We start from the raw sequence: 21,950 nt of genomic DNA on the forward strand, positions 1-21,950 counted from the left end.
TTGGCGATGAGCGAGGGCATCCTGCTGGCGAAGGTGGTGCGGGGCACCCTGCTTCCTGAAGACGCACGCGTCGCTCGGCTGCAGGAGGCCCTGCCGCAGATCGAGGCGGCGCTGGAGGGTGAGACCGATGAAGTGGCGCTCCAGGCCACGTTGGCCTGCCTGCTGTGGGAGACCCTGCCGCAGACCAACTGGTGCGGTTTCTACCGCCGGGTGGCGGATCAGATGCTGGCCGTGGGGCCGTATCAGGGCGGCATGGGCTGTCTGCGGATTCCCTTCGCGAAGGGCGTCTGCGGGGCCTGCGCGCGCACGGGCACCACCCAGCTGGTGCCGGATGTCCACGCCTTCCCCGGTCACATCGCCTGCGACGACGCCACCCGCAGCGAACTGGTGATCCCGGTCAGGAGGGGGGGGCGCGTGGTGGCCGTCCTGGACCTCGATTGCCCCGAACCAGAAGGCTTTTCGGCCCGGGAAGCCCAGATCCTGGAGAGCCTGCTTTCACGGACCTTCGACCGACCTGGGTTCCTTCCGGGCGGGACCCTGGGTTAAGCTAGGAAACTCCCCCGGGACCTTCATGGCTGAACCCAGCTTTATCGATCAAAGCAAGCTGCGCTTCCGCGAAGGCGAGATCATCTTCCGAAAAGGGGAGATGGCCCAGCAGATGTACATCATCCTGCAGGGCAAGGTCCGCCTGTACATCTCAGAGGAGCCCAAAGGAGATTGGGCCGAAGAACTGGCCAAGGGGGACTTCTTCGGAGAAGGCAGCCTGCTGGAGGCCCTGCCGCGCCAGCACACCGCCATCGCCCTGGAGGATTCGGATCTCATCGCCATCAACCGGGGCACCTTTTTGCGGATGATCCGACAGAACCCGGAAGTCTCCATCAAGATGATGCAGCGGCTGGCCCAGCGGCACCGGGAAGTGGGCGAGCGCCTGGAATCCCTGGATGCCACGCGCCCCGCCAAGGTGACCACGGGGCCCGTGGCGAACCTGGTGTCGGTGCTCAGCGGCAAGCCCCATCCCATCCTGTCGCACGGGTCTCTCATCGGCCGCTTCGACCCCACCACGGGCGTCCATCCCGACATCGACCTGACCGAAGAAGACCACAACCTGAGCGTCTCCAGGCGCCACGCCCGCATCCTCTGCGAGCACGGGCGGTATTTCCTCCTCGAAGAACCCGGCGTGGCCAACGGCACCTTCGTGCGCGGCGAGCGCATCCTGCCCGGCGAACCCCGCGAACTGAAGCATGGCGACCGGGTGGGTTTCGGAATGGTGGTGCTCTTCTTCGAAAAGACTTAACTTTCCCGCGGGCGGAAAAGTTGAGGAGGGCGTCATGGGCACGGACCTGATGGTGGAGTTGTGGCGGGACGAGCACGGCGTTGTCCGGGAGCTGGTCCAGTTCGGCCTGGATGAGATCGGCGGGGCCTGCATCATCCGGGAGCGGAACAGCCTGGATGAGCTGGATGGCGATGTGAACGAGGGGGACATGGTCGTGGCGCGCTTCGGCGATCCCGAGGCGGCCCGAGACTTCCTGTGGGAGGAGGGCTTCGAGCCCGTGTGATCCCTCTCGTGACGGGAGTGGCGCTCCAAATCATGGAGAATGAAAGGCTAGGAGCGTCGCGATGGAATCCCTCTTCAACCCGGCCGACCGGGAAGCCTTGTCAGTGCGCCTCGCAGCCCTGGAGGCCGATACGCCGCACCGGTGGGGCAAGATGAACCCCGCCCAGATGCTGCAGCACTGCTCGCGGGGGTTGGAGGCGGCCACGGGAGACCGGCCCATGAAGCAGCTCTTCATCGGAAAGATCCTCGGGCCCCTCGTCCGCCGGCTGGCGCTGGGGAAACGGCCCATGGGCCGGAACTCCCCGACGGATCCGAGCTTCGTCGTGCTGGACGTCCGGGACTTCAACGCGGAGCGCATCCGCCTCGCGACGATCATCGATCGCTTCGTCCAGCGGGGCCCCGAATCCGCCGGAAAGGCCACCCACGCCTTCTTCGGCCGGATGAGCGGCGACGAGTGGGGCCGCCTGATGTACAAGCACCTCGACCACCATTTGAGGCAGTTCGGGGTTTAGTTTTTTCTTCTCTCCAAAAAACAGCCCGGCCAATGCCGGGCTGTTTTTTGGAGCTGGGAACGAGACCTAGTTGGAACCAATCCCCAGCGCCTTCGCGGCCTTGGTGAGTTCGGGGACGACTTCGAAGAGGTCACCGACGATCCCGTAGTTCGCGAGCTTGAAGATGGGGGCTTCGGGATCCTTGTTGATGGCGACGACGAACTTCGAGCCGCTCATGCCGGCGATGTGCTGGATGGCGCCGCTGATGCCGCAGGCGATGTAGAGGGTGGGGCTCACGACCTTGCCGGTCTGGCCCACCTGCATGCTGTGGGGCAGGCCCCAGCCCGCATCCACGGCCGCGCGGGAAGCACCCACCACGCCGCCGATGGCGTCGGCCAGCTCTTCGAGGATCTTGAAGTTGGCGCCGTCCTTCATGCCGCGGCCGCCGCTCACGATGACGTTGGCTTCGCTGAGATCCACCTTGCCGCTGGCCTTGGCGAGGATCTCCTTCACCACCGACTTGAAGTCGCCGGCGGGGGCGGGCAGGACTTCGGTGGCGCCGGCACCGGCCTTCTCGGCGGCGGGGAACACGTTGGGACGCGTGGTGGCGACCTGGATCGCGCTGGAGAAGGTGGTGGTGGCGAAGGCCTTGCCGGCGTAGACCGGGCGCACGGCCTGGAGCTTGCCGTCGACGATGGAGAGGGCGGTGACGTCCGAGGCGTAACCCGCACCCAGGCGCGCGGCGGCGCGGGGGGCCACGTCCTTGCCGACGGCGGTGGCAGCGGCCAGCAGCACGGTGGCGCCCTTGGCCTTCACGGTGTCGGCCATGAGGGTGGCGAAGGCATCGCTGGAGTAGGACGCGAGGGTCGGGCCTTCGGCGGTGAAGATTACGTCGGCACCGAACTTGGCGGCCTCGGCGGCGCCCGCGCAGGAGGCGCCCGCGAACAGCGCGCCCAGCTGCTTGCCCGCGGCATCGGCCAGGCGGCGGCCTTCGCTCAAGGCCTCCGTGCTGGGCTTGCGGATCTGGCCATCCTTCAGTTCACAGAACACGAGAATCATGGATCATCCTTTCGAATCGGAAGTCTGTGGGGGTGGCCTAGAAGACCTTGGCTTCGTCCTTGAGCGCCTGCAGGAGCGCCTGGGCCTGGGCGGCGGCATCGCCTTCCAGCTTGCGGCCCGCGGGGCGTTCGGGGGGCAGGGCCAGGGCGCTGACCTGCGCGCCGGAGGTGGCGGGCGTGGCGTCCAGCTCTTCGATGGTCTTCTTCTTGGCGGCCATGATGCCCTTCAGGCTCGCGTAGCGGGGCTCGTTGAGGCCCTTCTGCGCGGTGATCACGGCGGGCAGGGCGCCTTCCACGATCTCGGATCCGCCTTCGATCTCGCGTTCGGCCTTGAAGGTGCCTTCGCCGAGTTCGAGTTTCACGATCACGTTGGCCTGGGCCACGTTCAGCAGTTCCGCCAGCATGGGGCCCATGGCGGCGTTGTCGCCGCCGAGTCCCTTGTTGCCGCAGAGGATGAGGTCGAAGCCCTTGTCCTTCACGTAGGCGGCGATCATCTGGGCCACCTGATACGCATCGCCCTGGCCGTCGCCCTTCAGCAGCACGGCGCTGTCGGCGCCGAGCGCGAGGGCGTTCTTGAGCACTTCCTTGGTGCTGTCGCCGCCGACGGAAAGGGCCACGACTTCAGCGCCCTTGGCTTCCTTGATGCGGATGGCTTCTTCCAGTGCGTATTCGTCGTAGGGGCTGGTGATCCACTTCACGTCCGCCGGATCGAGAGACCGCCCATCGGCGGCGACCTTGATCTTGGTTTCGGTGTCGGGAACCTGCTTGAGGGCGACGAGGATCTTCATGGGCGCTCCCTGATGCGTCATGGACAGGCCGGCGGAGGACCGGCCCAAAAGAAGAGTCTAGCCTGACGAAACCTCCCACCCCAGCGGCGTTTCACCGGGTTTGTGCCAGGAATCACGCTTGTCTCCGGGTAGGCTGCGGCGCCGACTCGCGGTAGGCCCGGACACTTCCGGTATGGTGGACGGATCATGATCGAAGCCACGCCGAGTTTCCTGGATGCGCTGGTCCTCACGGGAGGTGGAACCGGCGGCCACTTCTTTCCCGCCATCGCGCTGGCAGAAGGGGCGCGGGCCCGGTGGTCAGACCGCGCCATCGTGTTCGTCGGCGCCCGGCGCGGCATCGAGGGCCGCGAACTCCCGAACCGGGCCTGGCCGCATCTGCTGCTGGATGTGGAGGGCGTGGTGGGCCGGTCTCCGCTGCGCATGGCGCGGTCCGCATGGAAACTCTGGCGCGCCGTGTCCCGGTTGAAGCGGCTCTGGCGCAGCGAACGCCCTTGGGCGGTCATCGGCACGGGCGGCTACGGCGCAGCCCCGGCCCTGCTGGCGGCGCGGGCCCTGGGCATCCCCTTCTTCCTGCATGAAAGCAACGCGGCGCCCGGCGCGCTGGCGAAGCTGGTGGCCCCCAAGGCGCGGCGGGTCTGGTGCGGCATGGATGCCGTGAGGCCCCTGCTTCCGCAGGCCGACTGCCTGGTGGTGGGCACGCCTGTCCGCGAAGCGTTCCTCCGCGACTTCCGCCCTCCCGAATCGCTGAAACCACCCTTCCGTCTGCTCGTGCTCGGGGGCAGCGGCGGCGCGCGCGCGATCAATGAGGCGATGCTGGAACTCGCGCCCACCCTGCTGGAAGGCCTGCCGGACTGGGGGATCCTGCACCAGGCCGGGCCGATGGAAGTGGCGCGCCTGGAGGGCCGGCCCCGCCATCCGCGCCACGAGCTGGTGCCCTTCATCGCGCGCATGGACGAGGCCATGGAGGCCTCCAGCCTGGTGCTGAGCCGGGCCGGTGCGAGCACCTGCGCAGAACTGAAAGCCTCGGGGCGCGGGAGCATCCTGGTGCCTCTTCCCACCAGCGCCAATGACCATCAGCGAATGAACGCCCGCGCCATGGCGGCGGAGGGAAGGGCGGTGGTGGTGGAACAAGGGGTGGATTTCCCCGCGAGACTCGGCTGCGCGGCCGGGGCGCTCATGCGGGATTCGGGGGCAGGGCGGGCCATGTCCGGGCAGGCCGAGGCCAACCAAGCTGTGGCACGCTGCCTGGATGACCTCGAGGCCCGGTTGCGCCTCTGAAGGCCGTAGGCTACTTCGGCTGACGGGGCTCGGCGAGCCAGGCCACGACGACGGAGATGAAGTAGAGGCCCAGCAGCACGACGCTGAAGAAGATGGTGGTGACCACCACGTCGCCGGGTGTGAAGAAGGCGCTGAAGATCAGGATCGCCATGGTGGCGTGGCGCCAGTACTTCAGCATCAGCTTCGCGGTCACGATGCGGAAGCGCGCCAGGAAATAGAACAGCACGGGCAGTTCGAACATCACGCCGGTGATGAGCGTGGTGGAGATGAAGAGGTCGAGGTAATCGGACGCGTGCAGGTTCGCGCGCAGGCCCGCGGAGGCCGCCTCCTGGAAGAGGATGTCGCCGAGGAACTTGAAGGCCTGCTTGTAGGCGAAGGCCGCGCCGGCCAGGAAGCAGCCGGAGGTCACCAGCACGAAGGGGATGACGAGGCGGCGTTCCTTGGGCAGTAGCCCCGGCCGGATGAAAGCCCAGAGCTGATAGAACAGGAAGGGGGCGGAAAGCACGGCCGCGGCCCACAGCGAGAGCCGCATCATGCTGAAGAAGGGCTCGGTCAGGTCCGTGAAGGCGAAGGGATCGAGGGCCGTGATGGCCTTGCCCGTCTGGCGCGCCATGGCCTCAAGGAAGGGACGCTGGGCCCAGGCCCACAGGTTGAACCGGTAGGCGTACGTGATGGCGAACACGACGGCCACGATGATGAGCGACCGGACGATCCGCACCCGCAGTTCCTGCAGGTGCTCCCAGAAGCTCATCTTGTTGGGCGGGGTCTCTGGAAGGGGCATGGTCCTCTTGCGGGAAAAGGAACCGGCCTCCCGAGGGAGGCCGGTCGATGGGTCATGCGGCCCTACTTCTTGTCCTTGTCGGAGGTGACGTCTTCCTTCACGGAATCCGTCAGCTCACGGCTGGCCTTCTTGAATTCCTGGATGCCCTTGCCTAGGCTCTTGCCCAGCTCGGGCAGCCGGGAGGGGCCGAAGAAGATCAGCAGCGCGATGCCGATCAGCAGGATTTCCATCATTCCGAGGTTGCCCATGGGGTGCTCCGATTCGCAGAGGTGGTCCGACCGCCTGAACTGACCGCAGGGTCACCGGGCAGGTTGAGTTCCATTCTAAACAAAGAAAGCCCGGGGGTCTGCCCCCGAAGCGTTTGATTTCACGCCTTGACGGTGGCGCCGTCCACCGAGCGGCGGCCGAGGGACTGGTAAATCCAGCCCTTGGCCTCCATGGCCTCGGGCCGGAACAGGTTGCGACCATCGAACATGCGGGGGGCCTTGAGGGCCTTGGCAACGGCATCCAGATCCGCGTGGCGGTACTGGGACCATTCCGTGGCGATGAGCAGGGCGTCGGCGCCTTCGCAGGCCGCCAGCGGCGTCTCGGCATAGCGCACCTTGGTGCCGATTTTGGCCTTCACTGCGTCCATGGCGGCGAAATCGTGCACCACCACCTCGGCGCCCATGGTCACGAGGCCGTCGATGAGCTCCAGGGCCATGCTTTCGCGGATGTCATCGGTGTCGGCCTTGAAGGCCAGGCCCCAGAGGGCGAAGCGGCGGCCCTTTAGGGGACCGGGAACCCCCGCCTTCACGCCGAAATGGGCCTTCACCTTCCGCAGGAGCACCTGCTTCTGGTGGCGGTTGGCTTCCACGGTGGTGGCCAGGGTCATCATGGGCTGGCCGTGCTCGCGCCCGACCTTGAGCAGGGCCTGCAGATCCTTGGGGAAGCAGGAGCCGCCGAAACCCGGTCCGGGATTGAGGAAGGCGGGCCCGATGCGGTGGTCCGCGCCAATGGCGACCTTGACGTGGTCCACGTCGGCGCCCACGGATTCGGCCAGGTTGGCGATCTCGTTGATGAAGCTGATGCGCAGGGCCAGCATGGCGTTGGCGGCGTACTTCGTCAGCTCGGCGCTGGGGGGATCCATGCGGAACCACTTGCCGCCGCTGCGGTCGAGGAAGGGCTGGTAGAGCCCCTTCATCACGGTCTCGGCGTGGTCCGTGCGGCAGCCCACCACCACGCGGTCGGGTTCGAGGAAATCCTTGATGGCCGAGCCTTCCCGCAGGAATTCGGGATTGCTCACCACCTCGAAGGCCCGGTCCGTGTGGGCGGCGATCTCGGCATGCACCTGGGCGGCGGTGCCCACGGGCACGGTGCTCTTGTCCACGACGATGAGGGGCTTGGCCTCCATGGGTCGCAGCGCCATGGCCTGGCCGATCTGGCCCGCCACCGCCAGCACGTATTTCATGTCGGCGCTGCCATCCTCGCTCTGGGGCGTGCCCACGCAGATGAAGGCGGCGTCGGCGGTGGCGATGCCCTCGCGAAGGTCGGTGGTGAACCGGAGGGCGCCCGAAGCCAGGTGCTTCCGCAGGAGGTCGTCCAGGCCCGGTTCGAAGATGGGGGATTCGCCCCGCGAAAGGGTAGCGACCTTCGCCGTGTCCACGTCCACACCGAGGATGCGGTGGCCCGCCTCGGCGAAACAGGCCGCAGCGACCAGTCCCACATATCCCGACCCGATGACCAGCACCTGCATGAGAGCCTCGCGCAAAGGATCCAGTGTAGCTTGCTATCATTCGAGATGAAGGAGAGGGCATGGCGATCCTGGCATCACCCACGGGCAACGAGGTCAATCTGCTGGAGGTCATGCTCCACGCGGGGCCGGTCTCCAAGTCGGTGCTGCTGATCCTCGGGACCTTTTCGCTGCTCAGCTGGGTGGTCATCATCCGCAAGGCGCTGCTCTACCGCCGCAGCCGGGCCATTTCCGAGCAGTTCCGCAACGTGTTCAAGCGCGCCACGGACTGGCGTGAATTGAAGCAGCAGGTGGAGAAGTTCGCCCTGAGCCCCCTCGTGGGCCTCTTCGTGGCGGGCTATGGCGAAGTGACCTACCAGCTGCGCCAGGTGGGCCAGGACGGCCGCCCCACCCTGCGCAGCATGGAAGCGGTGGAGCGCAGCCTCCAGCGGGCCAGCGTCGTGGAAATGGGGCGCCTGGAGCGCTCCCTGGGAGGCCTGGCCACGGTGGCGGCCGTGAGCCCCTTCATCGGCCTCTTCGGCACGGTCTGGGGCATCATCGATGCCTTCCGCGGCATCGGCGCCACGGGCAACGCCAACCTCGCCACGGTGGCTCCCGGCATCTCCGAGGCCCTGGTGGCCACGGCCATCGGCCTGGTGGCGGCCATCCCCGCCCTCATGGCCTACAACTTCTTCCAGGGCCAGCTCAAGCAGTTCCAGACCGAATTGGATGACTTCTCCCTCGAATTCATCAGCCTTTCCGAGCGGAACTTCACCTGAGACAGCGGCTGCCCCTCTCCCTGGACTGGGAGGACTGGTTTCAGCTCTGCTGCCCGCCCTATGACCAGCCCGAGGCCCTGGACCGCTTCGAGTGCCGGCTGGAGCTGGCCACGGAGCGGGCCCTGGCCCTGTGCGCCGATCTGGGCGCCACGGCCACCTGGTTCTGCCTGGGGGATCAGGCGCGGCGCCATCCGGAGCTGCTGCGGCGCATCGCCGCTGGGGGCCATGCCATCGCCCTTCACGGCCTGACGCACCGTCGGGCCTTCGAGATGGACCGCGCCGCCTGGCGGGATTCGGTGCGTGACGGCAAGGCCCTCCTGGAGGATCTGAGTGGTCAGGCGGTGGTGGGCCATCGCGCGCCGGAATGGAGCCTGCGCGGCCCGGCCGCCGACTGGTGGCGGGACCTGCCGGAGTTGGGCTTCCGCTACGATTCCAGCCGCGTGCCCCTGGCCGTCATCGGGGATCCCGGATTCCCGCGACGCCCGCACCTTCTGACCGAAGGCCTGTGGGAACTGCCGCCGCCGGTGCTCTGGTCCGGCCCCGTGCGGATGCCGCTCTGGGGCTGGGGCCCGCGGGTGCTGCCCTTCAGCCTGGTGCGCCGGGCCCTGGAATCGCTGGCCCAGGAAGACGCTGGCACGCCCCTGGTGCTGCATCCCTGGGAGCTGGACGCGGATCAGCCGCGGCTGCCGGGCCTTTCGCTGGGCCACCGCTTCACCCACAGCGCCGGTCTGCGGGGATACGGGGGACGTCTACGAAACCTCCTGGAGGGGTTCCGCCTCACGAGCCTCGAAGCCTGGCTGGCGTCCCGATGAAGCACTCGCCGTTCATCTTCCTCGCGCCTTCCGAAGACAAGGCCCCGGGCGGCGTTCCGGGCCACCTGGCGGAAACACCAGCCCAGCGTTGGGTGCGCGAAAGGCTCGTGGCCCTGGCCAAGACAGGTTCGCCCGAAGCCTTGAAGAAGGCCTTCGACGTGAAGGACTTGGCCCTCGACAAGGCGCGAACCGAGGCCCTGGCGCTGGCGGGCCGCGCGCCCACATTGCCCCTGATGCCCGCGCTCGCGCGCTACAGCGGCGTCGCCTTCCAGGCCCTCGATGCGGCATCGCTTCCCGGTGAGGTGTGGTCCCAGGTGTTCGTGTTGTCCAACCTGCGCGGCCTCGTGCGGGGCGACGAGGTCGTGCCGCCCTACAAGCTCAAACTCGGCGCCATTCCGGGATTGAAGACTCATTGGCGGAAGGCGCTGCGGGCCCAGCTCGAAGCCCTTCCGGAAGGGCCCGTGTGGGAGCTGCTTCCGGGGGATTCGGCGGACCTGCTGAAGGGTTGGGCGCGCCCGCGCCACACGCTGGAGATCGTCGATGGCCGGGGGAAGGCCATCAGCCATTTTTCGAAGAAGTACCGCGGCCTCGTGGGGCGGTGGATCCTGGAGCACCAGCAGGGGGATCCCCGCCGGGTGTTGAAGGGCCGCATCCCCGGCTGCCACTGGGCGGGCAGCGCGGACAACGAGCTGGGCGGCCTGAACCTGAGGCTGGTGGTGGAACCATGAGCGACGATTGCAACCGCACCCCCTTCTGGCAGCGCCAGCCGCGCCTGCCCCTGGAGGTCCACCGCTTCCTGCAGGACCGCATGGAGGCCGCCCTGCATGATCCCGAGGCCCGCCAGCACCTCGTTTGGCCCACGATCCTCGGCGCGCCGGGCATCCGCAAGGCCCATCCCGAAGGCCTCGCCGAGGCGGATCTCCTGAACCATGCCGCCCGCATGCTCGGGGCCCTGGGCCATCACGATCCGGAAGGCGCATGGAGGGCCCACCGCGACGCCTGGCCGGACACGGCCGAAGCTGGCTCTACGGGCTGGCGGCCGGCGTCGGCCTGGGGTGCCTGGGGGCCCCTGGTGAGCCTGCGCAGCGGCTGGCAGCTGGCCGCCCTCACGCCGCTGCCGCTCGGCGCGCGCTATCCGCTGGCCTGCGGCGTGTCGCTGTTCAACCACGGGCTCTTCCACGAGTGCCACGATGCCCTCGAACCCCTCTGGAGCGGCGCACAGGGCGATCTGAAGGATCAGCTGCAGGGGCTCGTCCTCCTCACCGGCGGCTACCACCACCTTCAGATGCACAACCTGGGTGGGCTGCGGGCCCTGTGGGAGGAGGCCCTGGGCCGTCTGGCGGCCTGTGGCGGCCGCGTGGCCACGCCCTGGGGCGAGGTGCGGGCCGAGGCCGCGCTGGACCTGACGGCCCGACGGCTGGAACATGGGAAGCGCATCTCCGCGGACGCGGACGATGCGGATGATGAGGCGGTGTTCGGACCCCTCTGGGCCCTGGACCGCCCCACCTGGGAGCTGGCATGAGTGACGTGGCCGATCTGCTGGTGCTGGGTGCGGGGATCGCCGGATGCTCGGCGGCCCTGCGCGCCGCGGACCTCGGTGCCTCCGTGGTGCTGGTGGCCAAGGATGAGCTGGGAGGCACCAACACGGCCTGGGCCCAGGGCGGCATCATCGGTCTGGCGCCTCCCGAGATCGGGGATTCGCCGGATCTCTTCGCTTCCGACATCGAGGCCGCCGGCGCGGGTCTCTGCCGGCACGAGGCCGTGCGCATGCTCGCGGAAGAAGGTCCCGGGCTCTGCCGCAGCTTCCTGTGGGAGCGCCTGGGCGTGCCCTTCGACCTGGGCCCCAACGGCACACCAGATCCCACGGCGGAGGCGGCCCACAGCGCGCGGCGCATCTACCACGCCAAGGACGCCACGGGGCTCGCCATCCAGACGGCCCTCAGCGAGGCCGTGCGCAAGCACCCGAACATCCGCGTACGGGAGCGGCTCTGCCTGGTGGATCTCATCACGAGCCCCCACCACTGCCTCAGTCCTGAGCGCGTCTACGAGCCCATCCGCGTGCACGGCGCCTTCCTCTTCGATCCCGCCACGGGCGAGGTGGAAGCGGCCCTGGCCAAGCGCACCCTGCTGGCCACAGGGGGGCTGGGCTACCTGTACCTGCACACCACCAATCCGCCGAGCGCCACGGGCGACGGCCTGGCCGCGGCCTACCGCGCCAGTGCACGCATCGTGAACTGCGAGTACGTGCAGTTCCATCCCACGGCGCTCTACGTGCCGGGCAAGCCGCGGACCCTGCTGACCGAGGCCCTGCGCGGCGAGGGCGCCTGGCTGGTGAACCGCCGGGGCGAACGCTTCATGGAACAGTACGCGCCGGAGCAGCTGGAACTCGCGCCGCGCGACGTGGTGAGCCGCGCCATCTTCCAGGAGATGGCCCAGAGCGGGGAGCCCAACGTGTACCTCGATCTGGCGCCGGTGGCCGCGCACCTGGACCTGGATTCCCATTTCCCCACCGTGATGGCCGCCTGCCGCGCCGAAGGCCTGGATCCCAGCCGCCAGCCCATCCCCGTCGTGCCCGCGGCCCACTATTTCTGCGGCGGCGTGCTGGTGGACCTGGAGGGCCGCACCAGCCTGCCGGGCCTCTTCGCCGCGGGCGAAGTGGCCTGCACGGGCCTGCACGGCGCCAACCGGCTGGCTTCCACGAGCCTGCTGGAGGGCCTGCTCTGGGGCTTCCGCGGGGCCGAGGCCGCGGTGCGCGAACTGCCCGAGGCTGCCCCGCCCGAGGCCGCGGAGCTGGCGCCCTGGCGCATGCCCGAATCGCCTGAGCCCACGGATCCCCTGCTCATCGACCAGGACTGGGGGCTCATCCGCAGCACCCTCTGGAACTATGCGGGCATCGTGCGCACCGGCGCGCGCCTGCAGCGCGCCAAGGCCGATCTGCACTACCTCAACCACCGCATCGAGCGCTTCTACCACGAGGCCGGCCTCAGCCGGGAGCTGCTGGAGCTGCGCAGCGGCATCATCTGCGCGCGGCTCATCCTGAACGCGGCGCTGCAGAATCCCGAAAGCCGCGGCTGCCATTACCGCGTGGATTGAAGCCGATTCAGGGACAATGAGCCATGACGCTTTCGGTGTTCGACCTCTTCCGCATCGGCATTGGCCCCAGTTCCTCGCACACGGTGGGGCCCATGCGGGCCGCCCGCGCCTTCGCGCAGAGGCTGGAGCGCGAGGGTGCGCTGGCTGCCACCTCGTCCGTTCTGGTGGAACTCTTCGGCAGCCTCGGTGCCACGGGGCGCGGTCACGGCAGCGACAAGGCCGTCATCCTCGGCCTGTTGGGGGAGACCCCGGAGGATGTCGACGTTGCCTCCGTGGACGCGGTGTTGGCGCAGGTCCGCGCCACGGAACGTCTGGCCCTCCTGGGCCGCCATGCGGTGGCCTTCCGCGAGGCGGAGCACCTGCTCCTGCTGCACAAGAACCTGCCCTACCATCCCAATGGCATGCGCTTCTCGGCGATGGATGGGGGCGGCACGACCCTCTGCAGCCAGGTCACCTACTCCGTGGGGGGCGGCTTCCTGGTGGAGGAGGGCGCTGCGCCGGTGGCCACTGAGCGGGCCGAGGCCCCCCATCCCTTCCGTACCGGCGATGACTTGCTGGCGCGCTGCAACGAGAGTGGACTCAGCATCAGCCAGCTCATGCTGGAAAACGAGAAGACCTGGCGCCCCGAAGCCGAGATCCGACAGGGCCTGCTGGACATCTGGTCCGTCATGCAGGCCTGCGTCCGGCGCGGGTGCGCAACGGAAGGTCTGTTGCCCGGCGGCCTGAAGGTGGCACGGCGCGCCCCGGCCCTCTATAGGCGCCTGACGGAATCCCCCGAGGCCGGCTTCCGCGATCCCCTCACGCCCCTCGATTTCGTGAGCCTCTACGCGCTGGCCGTGAACGAGGAGAACGCCGCCGGCGGCCGGGTGGTGACGGCTCCGACAAACGGCGCCGCGGGCATCATCCCCGCCGTGCTGCACTATTACCGCCGCTTCGTGCCCGGCGCCTCGGACGAGGGTGTGCTGCGCTTCCTGCTCACGGCGGGGGCCATTGGGGCCCTCTACAAGGAGAACGCCTCCATCAGCGGCGCGGAGGTGGGTTGCCAGGGCGAGGTGGGCGTGGCCTGCTCCATGGCCGCGGGCGCATTGGCCGAGGTGCTGGGCGGCACGCCGGACCAGGTGGAGAACGCCGCGGAGATCGGCATGGAGCACAACCTCGGCCTCACCTGCGATCCCATCGGCGGCCTCGTGCAGGTGCCCTGCATCGAGCGCAACGCCATGGCCAGCGTGAAGGCCATCAACGCGGCCCGCATGTCGCTTCACGGCGACGGCCAGCACTTCGTGAGCCTCGACAAGGTCATCCGCACCATGCGCGACACCGGCGCCGACATGAAGAGCAAGTACAAGGAAACCTCCCGCGGCGGCCTGGCCCTGAACGTGCTCGAAGCCCCGCTGGACTTCACAGTGAACCTGCCCGAGTGCTGATGCCGCTTTGCCTTAAAAAGAAAAACCGCGAATGGCGCGAATGAACGCGAATGCGGCGAGGATGGGCCGCCTGGACCTACGCCGGAAGGATGCCTGGTCGCCATTCGCGCGCCCGAAGGGCGATTCGCGTGATTCGCGGTTGATCTCTTTTTAAGCCGCAGAAAATCGATAAGGATCTGGCCTTTTCTTCGTGCCTTCGCGGTGATCCTTTGTTTCCCCAACAACAGACCGTATCAAAGCGGCCAGGGGCCAGCGCCTTCGCGGATCAAGAGGGGCTCGTCTTCGCTGAGATCGACGATGGTGCTGGGGATGCCCAGGGGCTGGCCGCAGTCCACCACGAGGTCCAGCGCGTGGCCCTGCTCCTCTTCGATCTCCCAGGCGGTGTTGAGCACGGGCTGGTCGGGTAGCGCCACGCTCGTGGTGATGATGGGTTCGCCCAGCAGCGCCACCAGGGCCTGGCAGAAGGGCTGGTGGGGGATGCGCAGGCCGACGACCTGCTTGTTCTGGAGGTAGCGCGGCACTTCGCGGCTGGCGGGCAGCAACACCGTGTAGGGCCCGGGCAGCATCTGTTTCAGCAGGCGAAAGGTGGGGGTGTCCAGGTGGCGCGTGTAGCGGCAGAACATCTCCATGTCCGAGCAGAGGATGGACATGGGTTTCTTCGGATCGCGCCCCTTGATCTGGAGGATGCGGTCCACGGCCTTCTTGCGCGAGGCGAGGCAGCCCAGGCCGTAGAGGGTGTCGGTGGGATAGGCGATGACCCCGTCCCGCTGCAGCAGCTCCGCGATGCGCTCGAGGTGGCGCAGCTGGGGCGTGTCGGGGTGCAGGGTGAGGATCATGTCAGCGATTCCCAGCGCGCGCGGCCGGCGGAGGGATGTTCTGAGGGCCGTTGGAAGAAGCGCTCCGCAAGCGCTGCGTCGAGTTCCGCGGGCACCCCGCTGCGCCGGGCCTGGAGGGCCAACAGGGCCATGACCGTGAGGCTGTCCGTGATCTCCCCGCTCAGCACGCGGCGGAGGCAATCAGCGAACGGTTCGCGATGGAGCAGCAGTTCCTCGTCATCCTCTGGGTGATGGCCTTCGAGGGGCGCCAGGCCCGTGGCGAGAAAGAGAAAGGCCTCCTCCTCGGTGGAGGAATTGCTGGGATGGAAGAAGCAGAGGGGCTCCCAGATCTGGGCGCTGAGGCCGGCTTCTTCGGCGAGCTCCCGCCGCATGGCCTCGTAGGGACTCTCCGAGGTGTCGCCACCTCCTTCAGGGAGTTCCCATGAATAGAGCTCGAGCGGATAACGCCACTGACCCACCAGCACCACGCGGTCCTGGTCATCCAGCGCGAGCACGCCGCAGGCGGTGCGCCGAAATCCGCAGACCGCGTAGCGGCCTTCGGCGCCGCGCCGATGCCGGAAGCGATCCTCGCGGATGCGGATCCAGGGCGAGTCGTAGACGAACCGGCGGTCGAGGACGGTGTAGGGGTCCGGATGTTCAGGCCGGGGCAGGGGCTTCAGATCCATAGCTTTGAACATAGCAAAACGCCCGCAGAAGCGGGCATCCCGGAATCCTCGGAGGATAAAAGCAGAAGCCCGGCTTGGCCGGGCTTCTGCGCGGGGGTCCGGGGGTGTGCGCGCAGCGCGGAACCCCCGGAGAATACTGACCTACCGACGGAGGCCGAGGCGCTCGATCAGGGTGGCGTAGCGCTCCTTGTTCTTCTTCTTGAGGTAGTCAAGAAGGCGGCGGCGCTGGCCGACCATGATCATGAGACCGCGACGGCTGTGGTAGTCCTTCGTGTGGGTCTTGAAGTGTTCGGTCAGGTCGTTGATTCGCTTGGTGAGGATCGCGACCTGCACCTCGGGCGAACCCGTGTCCGACTCGTGCTGCTTGTAGTCGTCGATGATGATCTTCTTCTGTTCAACGTTCAGGGCCATGGTGGCTCCTTTTCGGGGGATCGCCCGTCACCCTGCTGCCAACGCTTCGCGTTGTCAGATCGCCTGCGGCGAAACCTTCAGTCCCGTACCGAAGGTGGGTCAAATCTGGTGAAGGCCAGATGCCTATCGTTTTTCAATCACCATTTTTTTGCCGGCTTTGCCGGCGAAAAAATGGTGCGGATAGAGGGACTCGAACCCCCACGTCTTGTGAACACTAGTACCTGAAACTAGCGCGTCTACCAATTCCGCCATATCCGCTTGAAAGAACAATCCAGGTCCCGCGGGATCCGAATGTGCCGAACTCCAAGCCTAGCGCGGTTCGCCGTCGGAGGCAACACCGATTCTTCGCAGGGCGATCACCATTCCCGGTAGGGGATGCCGTTCATGCCCGTGCCCTGGGAAAGGCTGTAGACATCGTAGACATGGCCGCCCCCCCAGCTGGTGCTGGTGGGGTCATCGTTGGTGTTGCGCAGCCCCCATTCGGCTTTGCCGGTGAAGGGGTCCACCGGGATGCGGCGGAGAAACTTGACCTTGCGGTTGAGGGAGCCGGCAGCGGGAACGCCCTCCACGAGGATCTCGAGGCTTTCGGGATAGAAATTCGCTTCGGCGGGAGGCGCCTTGATCTTCTGCTGCTCGGCTTGTCGCTTGTAGTCATCGATGGCGGCGCGCATTTCGCGGAGGTCACGCCTGAGTTCGATTTCCTGCTGCCGTTTCAAACCGTTGCGCGCCAATGGCACCACCACGGAGGCGAGGATCATCAGCACGGTGGCCGTGACGACCAGCTCCAGCAGGGTGAATCCGCGCTGGCGGCTCACTGCACCGTCACGAGGGCGTTGGACCAGCGCCCGGAAACGGGATTCGTGCCCATCAGGAACTGGCCGCTCTGGATGAGGACGGGCGCGTTCCCGGCGCTGAGGCCTTCCAGTTCGAGGGTGGCGAAGGGCCCGGCATCCGCGCCCGCCGGGTTGCGCCGGAAGACCAGTTTCAAGGCGCCATCCTTGCCGGGGATTTGCTCCAGAGTGCCGTTTTCCGCGCTGAGGAATTCACCGGGCGTGACGCCCTGAAGGCGCAGGCCGGGGGGCAGTCTCAGCTCCAGGGTGCCCGAACTCAGGCCGCCTCCCCCGCTCACCGTCAGGGTGACGCGAACCCTTTCCCCGACCTTGATTTCAGAGGCCACGGGGGACATGAAGATCACGAGGTCCGAGGGCGCAGGCGGCGCGTCGGCCGGCTTCTTTTCCTGGGTGGTGTCTGTGGGAGCGGGCGCGGTCGGGGGCGCGGTCGGTGGCGCCGCCGGGGGGGCGGCTGGAGCGGTCGAGGGTGGCGCTGCGGGAGGCTGCACGGCCGGGGGCTGGGCGGGACTGAGCGGCGCGGGCTGGGCTGTGGGCTGGGTGGCAGGCGGATTCACGGCTGTGGCGGGCTTGGTCGTGGTGGCAGGCGCTGGCGTCTTCTTCGGTGCGACCGGAGAGAATGGGCCGGCCTTGGAGGTGGCGTCATCCGGATTGAAGGGCGCCATGTCCTGCTCGGTCAGGACGGGCTTGCGGACGAGCACGGCGCGGATGGTGAGGATCACGTCGGTCTTGGCCTTGCTGTTGTGCGTGTTGCCGAACAGCCGGCCTACGAGCGGGATGTCGGCGAGTCCCCAGATGCCCTGGAGGCTCTTCTGCTCCTCGTCCTTCAGCAGGCCGCCGAAGATGGCGGTCTCGCCGTCCCGTAGGCGAGCGGAGGTCTTGATCTCGCGCTGGCCCAGGTCCGGGCGGCCAGGCGTGGAGCCCGATTTCAGCGTCGTCACGGTGCTGTCGATCTTCAGCGTGACTTCCCCGTTGTTGTGAACACGGGGCTCCACCTTGATCTTCACGCCCACGTTCTCGTAGGAGAAGGAGGTCTGGCCGACACCGCCCAGCAGGGAGGAAGCGCCGGCGGTGGCGCCCGTGGTGCCGGTGGGCAGGGAGAGCTGGCTCTGGGTGGTGGAGATCTTTTCGCCGATGTTCACTTCGCCGGTTTCGCCCGAGGCGACCCGCACATTCGGGCTGGCCACCATGCGCGCATCGCCGTTGCTCTTGAGGAAGTCGAGGGCCAGGTTGGGGAAGAGCACGCGAATGTCGGCGGTGTGGATCTTGGTGAATCCCGAATTGGTGTTCATGCCCGAGGTGTTGTTCACCGTGGTCGCGCCGAAACGGTACGTGCCCGAAGTATCCGAGGCGTTCAGCACCGGCAGCAGGCCCACCTGCTCCAGCGTGTTCTCGGTGACTTCCATCAGCTCGAAGTAGACCATGACCTCGGCCTTGCCCTTGTCGAGGGTGCGCACCACCTGGTCGACGATGGCCAGTTCCGTCGGCTTGGCCCGCACGATGATCGCGTTGGTACGCTTGTCCGTGAACACCTTGAGCTGGTTGTTGAGGGTCGTGAGGGTCTGCCGGAGTTCCTGGGGATCGGCGAAGGACAGGTAGTAGGTCTTGATGATCTGGTTTTCGTAGGCTTCGCGGTTCTGGGGGCTGTTCTTGAAGATCATGATGGTGTTCTTGTCGAGCACCTTGTAGAACAGGTCGTTCTGCAGCATGAGGGTGTCGAGCACGCGCTGGAAGGGCAGGCCGCGGAGGTCGATGGACACGCTCTGATCCTGGTACGACGTGTGGGTGATGATGTTCACCCCTGAGGCCTTGCTGAGGGTCGCGAAGATCTCGCGCAGGCTGGTCTTGCGGCTGAAGTTCAGGTCGATGCCGTCGATGGAGCGCGGGTTGAGCTGGATCGCGTTCATGGCATCAGCCTTGATCTTCATCAACTCGAGATCCTCGGTGGTATCGGCTTCGGCCTTGTCACGGGCGGCCTTTTCCTCCAGGCGGATGAGCCAGTCCTGGGCGATCTGGTTGTCGGGATCCAGCACGAGGGCCTTGCGGACTTCGGACAGCACGGTGTCGCTGAACCCCTTCATTTCGGCCTGGCGGGCGAGGTTGAGGTGCAGTTCGGAGGCCCGCTGGGAGGCGCGCTTGATGCCGATGCGCGCCTTGGTATTGGTGGGATCGCTGCGGAGCGCGGCGCGGTATTCGGCGACGGACTCGTCATACCGGCCTTCGTCGAAGGCCTTGTTCGCCCTGTGGAGGCTGCAGCCGAGGGCCAGCACCAGGAGCGCGGCGGCGATGAGCGGTTTGCGAAGCTGGGCGAAGGAGGGAATCGGCATCGGGGGCATCCTTCGGATCAGAATTGGTTCACGGGTGCGCCGCCGGAGGCCTCGCGGACCTCCAGGACCAGACGCAGATCCGGGTATTTCGTGTTCTGGAATTCGGCTTTGGTATCGAGGACAGACATGAGCTTCCACCGGTCCTTGAGCACGGAACCCTGGACCAGGGTGACGGGTTCCTCACCCTTCATGAAGGCACCCACCTTGCCCGAGGGGCTGCCCTTGAAGAAGCCGAGGTAGCGCAGGTCCTGCGGGCGGCCCGCGAATTCGGCGGCCTTCTCCTGGGCCAATTTCTGGCGCTGGAGTTCCTCGGCTGTCGGCGGCGGCGGCGGTGGCGGCACCACCACCTTCACGGGCGGCGGTGGCGGCAGCGGGGCCTCGAACATGAAGAGATCCCGCTGCTGCTTGGCCACCGGGGGCAGTTCGCCAGCCTTGCCCAGGGCTGCGAGGTCAGGCAGGCGGCGGAGGCCCTGCAGCTGCCGGGGATCGAGGTTCGATCCGGTCTTGGCGGCCGCCTTGTGGCCCTTGGGTGCATCCGGACTGAGGAAGGAGTACAGGGCGTAGCCCATGACGAGCAGGAAGGCGGCGAGGGCGATCTGGGTCTTGGGGTTGGACCGGATTTCCTGGCGCATGGCCTGGAAGTCGAAGGCGTTGGAGGATGCGCTCATGCCTCGCCCTCCTCAGCCTGGGGCCCACTGGCCTTGCGGAAGGCTCGAAGCACGATGGTGAGCCGCGCGCCCTCGGGGCTTTCCTCCAGGCGGCCGTCCCGCACGGCGAAGGGCAAGCCGGATCCTTCGAGATCGAGCATGAAGGCTTTGTGGTTGGCATAGATGCCCACGGCCACGAATTCGACTTCCACGGCCTCCAGGTCGGAGCCCTTGGTGCCCTCGCGGCTGGGCAGGCCGTACTTCACCGTCTGCAGCCTCAGCCCGTGCTTCTGCACCAGGGCGTGGAGGGTCTTGCTGAGGTTCCACTGGAGTTCGCCGGCCGATCCCCGGGGCAGGCGGGTCTCCAGATCCGCCAGGGTCTCCCGTCCGCGCCGGATACGGTCCGCCAGCTGCTGGAGTTCCTGGAGCTGGGTGACCTGCTGATTGCGGCTGAGCTCGGCTTCCCGCTTGGCCTTCAGTTTCTGGGACAGCTGCTGGGAGGCGTCCGGAAGCAGAAAGAACGCCACGCCCAGGCCCGACACCAGCCCCAGGATGCCCAGGGCCAGTCGGAGGCGGCTTGCGCGAAGGGGGCTGTTCATTGGGGATTCCTTGGGTCCGTCGGGCGCGCCCGCGCGGGACGGCGGCGGCGGTCTCCGGCTTCCTCGTCATTCGTGGGTGCGGGCGTGGGCGGCCGGGGCTGGAAGGTCTCCGGAGTCGGCCTGGCCGACGGGGGAACGACGTGCGGGGACGGCTGGCCCGTGGGTGATTGGACCTGGGGGGACTGGACCTGGGGCAGCGGGCCCGCCACGGCCCGGCCGGCGGCCGATCCCGGGCGTCCCGAAGCCACGGGCGCGGGGGAGGCCACCGGGGATTTGCCCGGCGTTTTTCCGGGCAGGGGCGCTGCGACAGGAGCGGCGGGTCCCAGCTTGATGGCCTTCACCTGGAAGGGGGGCGGCACGGCGGCCGTGGGCAGGCTGAGCTCGAAATCCCAGCCGCCGCCCTGGCGCTCGGCTTCCCGCTCCAGATTGACCTGCGCGAAGACCGGGGTGGTGCGCAGGGCTTCGATGAAAGCGGCTTCGGCCACGCGAGTCCGCGCCTCGCCCTTGAGTTTCATCACCACCTGCTGGGAACTGCTGCGGGCCCGCTGCAGCGTCTTCAGGCGCATGTCGGGCACCATGCACTGCTCCAGCTCCGCCGTGAGTCTGGACCAGGGCAGGCTGCGTTCCAGCAGGATCCGCTCGGCCAGCTTCCAGCGGGCCTGCTCGCGGGAGACGTCCATGTCCTGGAGGGAGGCCTGGATCTGCTGTTCCTGCCTGGCGGCGCGCTTGGCTTCCTCGGTCAGGCTGACGGCGTCCCGTCCGGCCCGGCTGGCCTGGTGGTAGGCGCGCCAGGTGAGTCCGATGGCGCCGGTCAGGACGAGGATGCCCAGGCCGAGGCCGAGCCAGCCGAGGGCCTGGTGCCGCTGGCGCCAGAGGCTGGGGCGCGGCGCCAGGTTGAGGTGGAGGACCGGAACGGCCATCAGCGGCTCTCCCCGAATACGAGGCGATCATCCATGAGCTTGGTGGCCAGGCCGCTATCGGGCCAGGCGGGCGCGCCCCAGATGAAGAGCTGCTGGGGCGGGCGCGATTCCCGTTGAAGGAAGGCGGCGCTGGGGGCGATGCGCTCCTCCATCCAGCCTTCGGCATCGAGGGGCTCGGACCATTGGCGCAGGAGGCAGAGCGTGCGGCCCCAGGCCACGAGGGTGCCGGCGTAGCGCCCGGATTCCACGGGGCTCAGCGACAGCAGCATGCCCGGCAGGGCGAGGGAGGGGGCCAGCAGGTTGTAGAGGTACAGCCAGCGGGGCGTGAGCGTGTGGACCGTCCGATCGAGGCGCAGGCTCAGCTGGAGCATGGATTCGCGCAGATCTTCGCGGATGCCCGAAGCCAGCCAGGCTCCGGGTTCGACTTCCAGGGCCTGCACGAAGTGGGGCGTCTCCAGGGCCAGGGCCTGGGTGAATCGCCACTTGAAGAAGGCCTCCTGGGCTTCGGCGCCGCGGGGCAGCTCGGTGAGGTCGCGCATCAGGACCGAAGGGGTCCACAGGTCTTCCACGACCCAGCGGGTGGGGCCCGGAGGCAGGGCCGCCAGCGCCTGGGCCAGCTGGTCCTCGGTGGGCGTGCCGTTCAGGGGGCGTCGATGGGTTCCGGCCACGACCCGATGGGCGTCGAGCCACAGGAGGGAGGCGTCGGGCGGAGCCAGGAGGGGCAGCTTCACAACCCTTCCCCCGGCCGGTGATCGGCCGCCAGGCTAGACGGGGGGGCTGGGAAAGGCTGCACAGGTGACTCCTGACTGGCCTGGGAAGGCCTAAGTCTAACGGGCTTCCGGCCGTTTCCCAAGGGGCCGCCCGCAAGCGCGGGTCGGATCCTACGCGTGATGTGGAATGATGGAGGGAGATGTTCCCCACTGTTTT

General features: G+C 67.7%; 25 protein-coding genes and 1 tRNA gene. 11 read left to right on the forward strand and 15 right to left on the reverse strand.

Going from position 1 to position 21,950, the window contains the following annotated elements; genetic code table 11:
- The first annotated feature begins 6 nt into the window (after nt 1-6).
- The 4 genes from QSJ34_RS15760 to QSJ34_RS15775 all read left to right on the forward strand — a co-directional run bounded on the left by QSJ34_RS15760 (nt 7) and on the right by QSJ34_RS15775 (nt 2,067).
- Nucleotides 7-546, forward strand: coding sequence for a GAF domain-containing protein (locus tag QSJ34_RS15760; RefSeq protein ID WP_285577038.1), 540 nt, complete (start codon nt 7-9; stop codon nt 544-546).
- A 25-nt stretch (nt 547-571) separates the two neighbouring features.
- Nucleotides 572-1,294 (forward strand): cyclic nucleotide-binding domain-containing protein, encoded by a 723-nt coding sequence (locus tag QSJ34_RS15765; protein ID WP_285577040.1) that lies wholly within the window; start codon nt 572-574, stop codon nt 1,292-1,294.
- A 34-nt stretch (nt 1,295-1,328) separates the two neighbouring features.
- Nucleotides 1,329-1,556 (forward strand): hypothetical protein, encoded by a 228-nt coding sequence (locus QSJ34_RS15770; protein WP_285577042.1) that lies wholly within the window; start codon nt 1,329-1,331, stop codon nt 1,554-1,556.
- 61 nt (nt 1,557-1,617) lie between these two features.
- Entirely contained in the window at nt 1,618-2,067 is a 450-nt protein-coding gene (locus QSJ34_RS15775) for a DUF1569 domain-containing protein (RefSeq protein WP_285577045.1), read from the forward strand.
- Nucleotides 2,068-2,133: 66 nt separating this feature from the next.
- On the opposite strand, the gene QSJ34_RS15780 is transcribed toward QSJ34_RS15775, so the two are convergent.
- Entirely contained in the window at nt 2,134-3,105 is a 972-nt protein-coding gene (locus tag QSJ34_RS15780) for an electron transfer flavoprotein subunit alpha/FixB family protein (RefSeq protein WP_285577046.1), read from the reverse strand.
- A 37-nt stretch (nt 3,106-3,142) separates the two neighbouring features.
- The gene (locus QSJ34_RS15785) at nt 3,143-3,892 is read right to left on the reverse strand and encodes an electron transfer flavoprotein subunit beta/FixA family protein (RefSeq protein WP_285577048.1); all 750 of its coding nucleotides are present in this window, start codon (nt 3,890-3,892) and stop codon (nt 3,143-3,145) included.
- Nucleotides 3,893-4,078: 186 nt separating this feature from the next.
- On the opposite strand from QSJ34_RS15785, the gene QSJ34_RS15790 reads away from it, so the two are divergent.
- Nucleotides 4,079-5,170 carry a UDP-N-acetylglucosamine--N-acetylmuramyl-(pentapeptide) pyrophosphoryl-undecaprenol N-acetylglucosamine transferase gene (locus QSJ34_RS15790; protein WP_285577050.1) on the forward strand — a complete coding sequence of 364 codons (1,092 nt, stop codon included), beginning with the start codon at nt 4,079-4,081 and terminating at the stop codon, nt 5,168-5,170.
- Nucleotides 5,171-5,180: 10 nt separating this feature from the next.
- Here QSJ34_RS15790 and tatC read toward each other — a convergent pair whose 3' ends face one another.
- The 3 genes from tatC to QSJ34_RS15805 form a co-directional block, all read right to left on the reverse strand.
- Nucleotides 5,181-5,951, reverse strand: coding sequence for a twin-arginine translocase subunit TatC (gene tatC / locus QSJ34_RS15795; RefSeq protein WP_285577052.1), 771 nt, complete (start codon nt 5,949-5,951; stop codon nt 5,181-5,183).
- A 62-nt stretch (nt 5,952-6,013) separates the two neighbouring features.
- Nucleotides 6,014-6,199, reverse strand: coding sequence for a twin-arginine translocase TatA/TatE family subunit (tatA, locus tag QSJ34_RS15800; RefSeq protein WP_285577054.1), 186 nt, complete (start codon nt 6,197-6,199; stop codon nt 6,014-6,016).
- 119 nt (nt 6,200-6,318) lie between these two features.
- Nucleotides 6,319-7,686, reverse strand: a complete 1,368-nt coding sequence (locus tag QSJ34_RS15805) for a UDP-glucose dehydrogenase family protein (RefSeq protein ID WP_285577056.1) — start codon at nt 7,684-7,686, stop codon at nt 6,319-6,321.
- A gap of 59 nt (nt 7,687-7,745) precedes the next feature.
- Here QSJ34_RS15805 and QSJ34_RS15810 point away from each other — a divergent pair, with 59 nt between their 5' ends.
- From QSJ34_RS15810 to QSJ34_RS15835, 6 genes are all read left to right on the forward strand, one after another.
- A complete protein-coding gene (locus QSJ34_RS15810; protein ID WP_285577058.1) occupies nt 7,746-8,441 on the forward strand; it encodes a MotA/TolQ/ExbB proton channel family protein in 696 nt (231 codons plus the stop codon).
- A gap of 104 nt (nt 8,442-8,545) precedes the next feature.
- Nucleotides 8,546-9,253, forward strand: coding sequence for a DUF3473 domain-containing protein (locus QSJ34_RS15815; RefSeq protein WP_285577294.1), 708 nt, complete (start codon nt 8,546-8,548; stop codon nt 9,251-9,253).
- Complete coding sequence (gene yaaA / locus QSJ34_RS15820) at nt 9,250-9,981, forward strand: peroxide stress protein YaaA (protein WP_285577060.1); 732 nt, start codon at nt 9,250-9,252, stop codon at nt 9,979-9,981. Before QSJ34_RS15815 ends, yaaA begins: the two co-directional genes overlap by 4 nt.
- Nucleotides 9,978-10,775, forward strand: a complete 798-nt coding sequence (locus tag QSJ34_RS15825; protein ID WP_285577062.1) for a DUF309 domain-containing protein — start codon at nt 9,978-9,980, stop codon at nt 10,773-10,775. Before yaaA ends, QSJ34_RS15825 begins: the two co-directional genes overlap by 4 nt.
- Nucleotides 10,772-12,346 (forward strand): L-aspartate oxidase, encoded by a 1,575-nt coding sequence (gene nadB / locus QSJ34_RS15830; protein ID WP_285577064.1) that lies wholly within the window; start codon nt 10,772-10,774, stop codon nt 12,344-12,346. Before QSJ34_RS15825 ends, nadB begins: the two co-directional genes overlap by 4 nt.
- Nucleotides 12,347-12,369: 23 nt before the next feature.
- Nucleotides 12,370-13,770 carry an L-serine ammonia-lyase gene (locus QSJ34_RS15835; protein WP_285577067.1) on the forward strand — a complete coding sequence of 467 codons (1,401 nt, stop codon included), beginning with the start codon at nt 12,370-12,372 and terminating at the stop codon, nt 13,768-13,770.
- 233 nt (nt 13,771-14,003) lie between these two features.
- Here the strand turns inward: QSJ34_RS15835 and QSJ34_RS15840 are convergent, their stop codons facing one another.
- From QSJ34_RS15840 to QSJ34_RS15885, 10 genes are all read right to left on the reverse strand, one after another.
- Nucleotides 14,004-14,606 (reverse strand): L-threonylcarbamoyladenylate synthase, encoded by a 603-nt coding sequence (locus QSJ34_RS15840; protein ID WP_285577069.1) that lies wholly within the window; start codon nt 14,604-14,606, stop codon nt 14,004-14,006.
- Nucleotides 14,603-15,283: an NUDIX domain-containing protein gene (locus tag QSJ34_RS15845; protein ID WP_285577071.1), complete on the reverse strand. Its 681-nt coding sequence runs from the start codon at nt 15,281-15,283 to the stop codon at nt 14,603-14,605. The genes QSJ34_RS15840 and QSJ34_RS15845 overlap by 4 nt, the downstream gene beginning before the upstream one ends.
- Nucleotides 15,284-15,412: 129 nt before the next feature.
- Nucleotides 15,413-15,682 carry a 30S ribosomal protein S15 gene (rpsO, locus tag QSJ34_RS15850; RefSeq protein WP_285577072.1) on the reverse strand — a complete coding sequence of 90 codons (270 nt, stop codon included), beginning with the start codon at nt 15,680-15,682 and terminating at the stop codon, nt 15,413-15,415.
- 172 nt (nt 15,683-15,854) lie between these two features.
- Nucleotides 15,855-15,940, reverse strand: a tRNA-Leu gene (locus QSJ34_RS15855).
- A 98-nt stretch (nt 15,941-16,038) separates the two neighbouring features.
- Nucleotides 16,039-16,497 (reverse strand): type II secretion system protein, encoded by a 459-nt coding sequence (locus QSJ34_RS15860; RefSeq protein WP_285577073.1) that lies wholly within the window; start codon nt 16,495-16,497, stop codon nt 16,039-16,041.
- Nucleotides 16,494-18,857 (reverse strand): secretin N-terminal domain-containing protein, encoded by a 2,364-nt coding sequence (locus tag QSJ34_RS15865; RefSeq protein ID WP_285577075.1) that lies wholly within the window; start codon nt 18,855-18,857, stop codon nt 16,494-16,496. The genes QSJ34_RS15860 and QSJ34_RS15865 overlap by 4 nt, the downstream gene beginning before the upstream one ends.
- A gap of 17 nt (nt 18,858-18,874) precedes the next feature.
- Nucleotides 18,875-19,525: a hypothetical protein gene (locus QSJ34_RS15870; protein ID WP_285577077.1), complete on the reverse strand. Its 651-nt coding sequence runs from the start codon at nt 19,523-19,525 to the stop codon at nt 18,875-18,877.
- Nucleotides 19,522-20,103 (reverse strand): hypothetical protein, encoded by a 582-nt coding sequence (locus QSJ34_RS15875; RefSeq protein WP_285577079.1) that lies wholly within the window; start codon nt 20,101-20,103, stop codon nt 19,522-19,524. Before QSJ34_RS15875 ends, QSJ34_RS15870 begins: the two co-directional genes overlap by 4 nt.
- A complete protein-coding gene (locus QSJ34_RS15880) occupies nt 20,100-21,023 on the reverse strand; it encodes a hypothetical protein (protein ID WP_285577081.1) in 924 nt (307 codons plus the stop codon). Before QSJ34_RS15880 ends, QSJ34_RS15875 begins: the two co-directional genes overlap by 4 nt.
- Nucleotides 21,023-21,754 carry a hypothetical protein gene (locus QSJ34_RS15885; RefSeq protein ID WP_285577084.1) on the reverse strand — a complete coding sequence of 244 codons (732 nt, stop codon included), beginning with the start codon at nt 21,752-21,754 and terminating at the stop codon, nt 21,023-21,025. The genes QSJ34_RS15880 and QSJ34_RS15885 overlap by 1 nt, the downstream gene beginning before the upstream one ends.
- Between the last annotated feature and the right edge of the window lie 196 nt (nt 21,755-21,950).

This window comes from Geothrix limicola, from assembly GCF_030268085.1.
Classification (GTDB): domain Bacteria; phylum Acidobacteriota; class Holophagae; order Holophagales; family Holophagaceae; genus Geothrix; species Geothrix limicola.

Excerpts from the sequence above, each read along its gene's own strand:
- QSJ34_RS15760 (WP_285577038.1), top strand. The coding sequence starts at position 7 with ATGAGCGAGGGCATCCTGCTGGCGAAGGTGGTGCGGGGCACCCTGCTT.
- QSJ34_RS15765 (WP_285577040.1), top strand. The coding sequence starts at position 572 with ATGGCTGAACCCAGCTTTATCGATCAAAGCAAGCTGCGCTTCCGCGAA.
- QSJ34_RS15770 (WP_285577042.1), top strand. The coding sequence starts at position 1,329 with ATGGGCACGGACCTGATGGTGGAGTTGTGGCGGGACGAGCACGGCGTT.
- QSJ34_RS15775 (WP_285577045.1), top strand. The coding sequence starts at position 1,618 with ATGGAATCCCTCTTCAACCCGGCCGACCGGGAAGCCTTGTCAGTGCGC.
- QSJ34_RS15780 (WP_285577046.1), bottom strand. The coding sequence starts at position 3,105 with ATGATTCTCGTGTTCTGTGAACTGAAGGATGGCCAGATCCGCAAGCCC.
- QSJ34_RS15785 (WP_285577048.1), bottom strand. The coding sequence starts at position 3,892 with ATGAAGATCCTCGTCGCCCTCAAGCAGGTTCCCGACACCGAAACCAAG.
- QSJ34_RS15790 (WP_285577050.1), top strand. The coding sequence starts at position 4,079 with ATGATCGAAGCCACGCCGAGTTTCCTGGATGCGCTGGTCCTCACGGGA.
- tatC (WP_285577052.1), bottom strand. The coding sequence starts at position 5,951 with ATGCCCCTTCCAGAGACCCCGCCCAACAAGATGAGCTTCTGGGAGCAC.
- tatA (WP_285577054.1), bottom strand. The coding sequence starts at position 6,199 with ATGGGCAACCTCGGAATGATGGAAATCCTGCTGATCGGCATCGCGCTG.
- QSJ34_RS15805 (WP_285577056.1), bottom strand. The coding sequence starts at position 7,686 with ATGCAGGTGCTGGTCATCGGGTCGGGATATGTGGGACTGGTCGCTGCG.
- QSJ34_RS15810 (WP_285577058.1), top strand. The coding sequence starts at position 7,746 with ATGGCGATCCTGGCATCACCCACGGGCAACGAGGTCAATCTGCTGGAG.
- yaaA (WP_285577060.1), top strand. The coding sequence starts at position 9,250 with ATGAAGCACTCGCCGTTCATCTTCCTCGCGCCTTCCGAAGACAAGGCC.
- QSJ34_RS15825 (WP_285577062.1), top strand. The coding sequence starts at position 9,978 with ATGAGCGACGATTGCAACCGCACCCCCTTCTGGCAGCGCCAGCCGCGC.
- nadB (WP_285577064.1), top strand. The coding sequence starts at position 10,772 with ATGAGTGACGTGGCCGATCTGCTGGTGCTGGGTGCGGGGATCGCCGGA.
- QSJ34_RS15835 (WP_285577067.1), top strand. The coding sequence starts at position 12,370 with ATGACGCTTTCGGTGTTCGACCTCTTCCGCATCGGCATTGGCCCCAGT.
- QSJ34_RS15840 (WP_285577069.1), bottom strand. The coding sequence starts at position 14,606 with ATGATCCTCACCCTGCACCCCGACACGCCCCAGCTGCGCCACCTCGAG.
- QSJ34_RS15845 (WP_285577071.1), bottom strand. The coding sequence starts at position 15,283 with ATGTTCAAAGCTATGGATCTGAAGCCCCTGCCCCGGCCTGAACATCCG.
- rpsO (WP_285577072.1), bottom strand. The coding sequence starts at position 15,682 with ATGGCCCTGAACGTTGAACAGAAGAAGATCATCATCGACGACTACAAG.
- QSJ34_RS15865 (WP_285577075.1), bottom strand. The coding sequence starts at position 18,857 with ATGCCGATTCCCTCCTTCGCCCAGCTTCGCAAACCGCTCATCGCCGCC.
- QSJ34_RS15870 (WP_285577077.1), bottom strand. The coding sequence starts at position 19,525 with ATGAGCGCATCCTCCAACGCCTTCGACTTCCAGGCCATGCGCCAGGAA.
- QSJ34_RS15875 (WP_285577079.1), bottom strand. The coding sequence starts at position 20,103 with ATGAACAGCCCCCTTCGCGCAAGCCGCCTCCGACTGGCCCTGGGCATC.
- QSJ34_RS15880 (WP_285577081.1), bottom strand. The coding sequence starts at position 21,023 with ATGGCCGTTCCGGTCCTCCACCTCAACCTGGCGCCGCGCCCCAGCCTC.